Below are 3,775 nucleotides of genomic sequence, written 5' to 3'. Positions count from 1 at the left end.
ATATCAATAAACCACTGCGTCTATGAGTTTTCATGTGAACTTTGTTAAATTTTAGAACTTTTGGGTCAGCCTCATTTACAAATAATATAATACACCCTAGTGTGAAAATTCACGCTAGGGTGTATTATTATAATCCAAGTATATTTAGTATCTCTTTTTTATATTTTAATTTTTGTTCGTCTTGATTTTGTTCATCAAGATTTATTTTTATTTCAGATACAATTTCACCAGGTTTATTTTTAATGATATAAATTCTATCGCTTAGGTCAATAGCTTCGTCTATATCGTGAGTTATTAGTAGAGTAGTTATATCAAGTTTGTTCTTGATTTCAAGATACCAAGAATGTAATGATATTTTAGTAATTGCATCGAGTGCACTGAATGGTTCATCTAGTAAAAATAGTTCTTCTTTGAACATATATGTACGTAAAAGTGCAACTCTTTGACGCATTCCTCCACTTAATTCACTAGGATATTTATCTTTATATTCGTAAAGGTTAAATAATTTAAGATTCTTTATCGCTTCTTCTTCAGCTTCTTTTTTATTGATTTTTCTTATTAAAAGTGGAAGTATAATGTTTTGAATAATAGTCTTATGTTCTAATAATAAGTCTTTTTGAAGCATGTAACTTACACGACCTTTATAGTCTGTGTTACCTTTTATAGAAATTTCGCCACTTTGAAGAGGATTTATACCTGCGATAATATTGAAAAGGGTAGTTTTACCAACACCGCTTCCACCTAATATAGATACGACTTCACCTTTATCGACATGAATGTTTATATCTTTTAGTATTTTATTGTTAGGATAATTGAAAGATAAGTTTTTTATTGATAATATATTCATTATTTTATATAGTCATTGCTGAATCCAGTATTTTCTGCAAGAGGTTGTTTTGTAATTTTATTTTCGTTAACCCAACGGTAGAATGTGTTCCATCTGTTAGCGTCAAATTCACCCCAGTGATCTTTGTTTGTTGCATATTGTTTAGATAGATATTTTTGAGATTCAACGATGAAATCTTTTTTATCTTTTAATTCTGGAGCATTTTTAATTAAAATCTCTGCAGCTTCTTCAGGATGTTCTATAGCGTAGACATATCCTTTCTTAATAGCTTTAAGAACTTTTTTAGCTTCTTCTTTATTTTGTTTTAAGTAATCATTATTAGCAATAATTACTGGAGAATAGTAGTCTAAATCTTTATTGAAATCTTTTAGATAGAAGTAGTTAATATCTAATTTCATGCTTTCAGCTAATTTTCCATCCCATGCATAGTAAATCCATGCAGCATCAAAAAGTCCATTTTCTAGAGGAGTTACAGAGTTTGTATCTGTATTTGGAGCTAGATTTAATTTATTAGCATCTCCACCTTGTTTTTGGATTAATGATTTAACCATTGCTAATTCTACTGGATCATTCCAAGTTCCGTACTTTTTACCTTGAAGATCTTTTGGTTCTTTAATGTTGTTTTTCTTAAGTGAAATGATACCAGAAGTGTTGTGTTCGATAATTGCGGCTACGGCAGTGATTCCTGCACCTTTAGAAAGTTTGTTAGCCATTGAGTCTTGGTAGTAAATACCAAAAGGTGCTTTATTATTAATAATTAAGTCAGAAGTACTATCTTCAGGCGCTGGCTTAATGTCAAGATCAATACCTTCTTCAGCGAAGTATCCTTTCTCTTTTGCTACATATAGACCAGTGTGGTTTGTGTTAATTGCCCAGTCAAGTACGAAATCTACTTTTTTAAGTTCTTTTTTCTCTGCGTTTTTATTAACTGTACTACATGCAGTTAATGAGATTGCTAAGATAAAAGCAAAAACGCTAGTTAATATCTTTTTCATGATTTTCTCCTATGTATTTCCATTTAATAAATTTTTTCTCACTTAGTTTAACAAGTTCAATACTTAGTAAACTAATAACTGATACTAGTATAATAATTGCAAACATAGTATCGTATTCAAATAATTTTTTTGCTTTAATCATGTAAACTCCAAGTCCTTCAAAGCCACCTAGCCATTCAGCAACCACAGCTGCTATAAAGGCATAAGATACACTAACTCTAAGTCCAGCATAGAAGTAGCTAAGACTTGTTGGGATTTTCACATGCCAAAGTATTTGTAATTTACTAGCATTCATTAATTGCAATAAAGTAATCATATCTTTGTCACAGTTTCTAAAACCATCTAGAATACTTACAACAATTGGGAATGTTGTTGTTAAAACAATTAATACGATTTTTGGCGTAAGCCCATAGCCCAACCAAAGCACAAGTATAGGCGCTATTGCAATAGTTGGTATAGTTTGAGTCAGTACAAGAAGTGGATAGATAGACTTGTTAAATATAGGAATACTATCCATAATTAAAGCTAGAAGCCATGCTATGACTATCCCAAGGAATAGACCTATAATAGCTTCGAGTAGGGTGATTTTGCTGTGAAATATTAATAGTTCATAGTTTTTTACAAAAGCTTTAACTATTTCGACAGGTGTAGGTATGATATATTTAGGAAGTAAACCGAGATTACCAGCTCCTTGCCAAATAATCACTAAGCACAACATAGAAATAGTTGCAGCATATTTATTGATTAAATTTGTCAATTTTTTCATTTATAGTTAAAACATCTCCGTAGTTAATTTTCACATTTGCAAAAATATTTTTACTGTCCTCACCCGCTAGGACAAAGCATTCTTTAAGAGTATCCATAAGTTCGTTGAATTCTCCTTCAATTACTGTTTCAAATGGAGTAACAATTATATTTGAATGCTTATTTTGTAGAAAATAGATAACTTTATCTATAATCTTTAGTCTTCCATCATGATTATCAAGAGGAAGAATTTGTAATGCAATACTGCAATTTATCAAAATAAAAAACCTCCTTACAATATAAGGGGGGTCTAAGTTTGTCTTTAAGCTAAGTTGTGCCTACGCTAGCATTATCTAGATCAGACGCGGTCGAAATATTTATATTCCCTCTCAGACTGTTCACAGACTCCCGTATTAATAATTATAGCATATGGACAAAAAAAAACAATAAAAGTGCTTACAGAAAAGCAATTTTATTGTAGAAAAAATACTAGAGCTAATCCGGAGATCAGCTCTTCAAAAGTATTATTATCAGTATGTTTGCTGGTTTACTTCACAGCTGAAGTTTTTGGTGAAGATCTAAGACCTTTGTTAGGTTCTGCTTTTTTAGTTGGTACAGTTGCTTTTTTAGCTGGTACGAATACTCTCTTACCATCTTGTCCAGTTACCCAAACACCACCATCTTTGTCAGCAGTACGTTGGTGACCACGTTTAGCTAGTTGGTCTCTTAATTGAGCATCAACTTCTGGGCTAAGGTGACCTGGATCAGTTTCAGTAGCACCTACGAATGGCTCAAATGGTTTATCAGAACCTGGTTGTGTACCTTCTAAAGCTAAAGCTGAAGATCCTCCAGCTACTAATAATCCTGCTGCAGTAAATACAGTTAATAATTTTTTCATGATATATTCCTCCTTTCCTTAAAGCTATATCCATTATATATATATATATTGTCAAGAGTTATTAATAAAAAAAAATTATTTTTCAGAAAAAAATTAATAATTTATGTAAATTTTGTGAATGAACTTAAAGTAGTAATTAAATATAGTCTAATTACATATGAAGTTTTCCTTAAGATATTATTGTAAATACATTATAGAAAAGAAAATTTATTTTTGATTTTTCTATTAATATATGGTAGAATTATTAATCATAAATAAAATAAAAGAGGGATATACCAGTGAAAATTTTAA

General features: G+C 30.5%; 5 protein-coding genes. All 5 read right to left on the bottom strand.

Features of this window, described 5'->3' with window-relative positions:
* Nucleotides 1–127: 127 nt before the first annotated feature.
* The 5 genes from RWN11_RS07520 to RWN11_RS07500 all read right to left on the bottom strand — a co-directional run bounded on the left by RWN11_RS07520 (nt 128) and on the right by RWN11_RS07500 (nt 3,484).
* On the bottom strand, nt 128–847 hold the full coding sequence (locus tag RWN11_RS07520) for an ABC transporter ATP-binding protein (RefSeq protein WP_294681820.1): 720 nt from the start codon (nt 845–847) through the stop codon (nt 128–130).
* On the bottom strand, nt 847–1,842 hold the full coding sequence (locus RWN11_RS07515; RefSeq protein WP_314161110.1) for an ABC transporter substrate-binding protein: 996 nt from the start codon (nt 1,840–1,842) through the stop codon (nt 847–849). Before RWN11_RS07515 ends, RWN11_RS07520 begins: the two co-directional genes overlap by 1 nt.
* Nucleotides 1,823–2,608 carry an ABC transporter permease gene (locus RWN11_RS07510; protein ID WP_314161109.1) on the bottom strand — a complete coding sequence of 262 codons (786 nt, stop codon included), beginning with the start codon at nt 2,606–2,608 and terminating at the stop codon, nt 1,823–1,825. Before RWN11_RS07510 ends, RWN11_RS07515 begins: the two co-directional genes overlap by 20 nt.
* The gene (locus RWN11_RS07505) at nt 2,580–2,864 is read right to left on the bottom strand and encodes a thiamine-binding protein (protein WP_314161108.1); all 285 of its coding nucleotides are present in this window, start codon (nt 2,862–2,864) and stop codon (nt 2,580–2,582) included. Before RWN11_RS07505 ends, RWN11_RS07510 begins: the two co-directional genes overlap by 29 nt.
* Before the next feature lie 269 nt (nt 2,865–3,133).
* On the bottom strand, nt 3,134–3,484 hold the full coding sequence (locus RWN11_RS07500) for a hypothetical protein (protein WP_314161107.1): 351 nt from the start codon (nt 3,482–3,484) through the stop codon (nt 3,134–3,136).
* Nucleotides 3,485–3,775 lie beyond the last annotated feature (291 nt).

The sequence above is a fragment of the uncultured Gemella sp. genome (genome assembly GCF_963519265.1).
Taxonomy (GTDB): Bacteria; Bacillota; Bacilli; order Staphylococcales; family Gemellaceae; genus Gemella.
The sequence above is the reverse complement of the archived record's forward strand: the minus strand, read 5'-3'. Positions and strand labels throughout refer to the sequence as shown.

What these genes read in the sequence shown, in the direction of transcription:
- RWN11_RS07520 (WP_294681820.1), bottom strand. Translation starts at nt 847, where the DNA reads ATGAATATATTATCAATAAAAAACTTATCTTTCAATTATCCTAACAAT.
- RWN11_RS07515 (WP_314161110.1), bottom strand. Translation starts at nt 1,842, where the DNA reads ATGAAAAAGATATTAACTAGCGTTTTTGCTTTTATCTTAGCAATCTCA.
- RWN11_RS07510 (WP_314161109.1), bottom strand. Translation starts at nt 2,608, where the DNA reads ATGAAAAAATTGACAAATTTAATCAATAAATATGCTGCAACTATTTCT.
- RWN11_RS07500 (WP_314161107.1), bottom strand. Translation starts at nt 3,484, where the DNA reads ATGAAAAAATTATTAACTGTATTTACTGCAGCAGGATTATTAGTAGCT.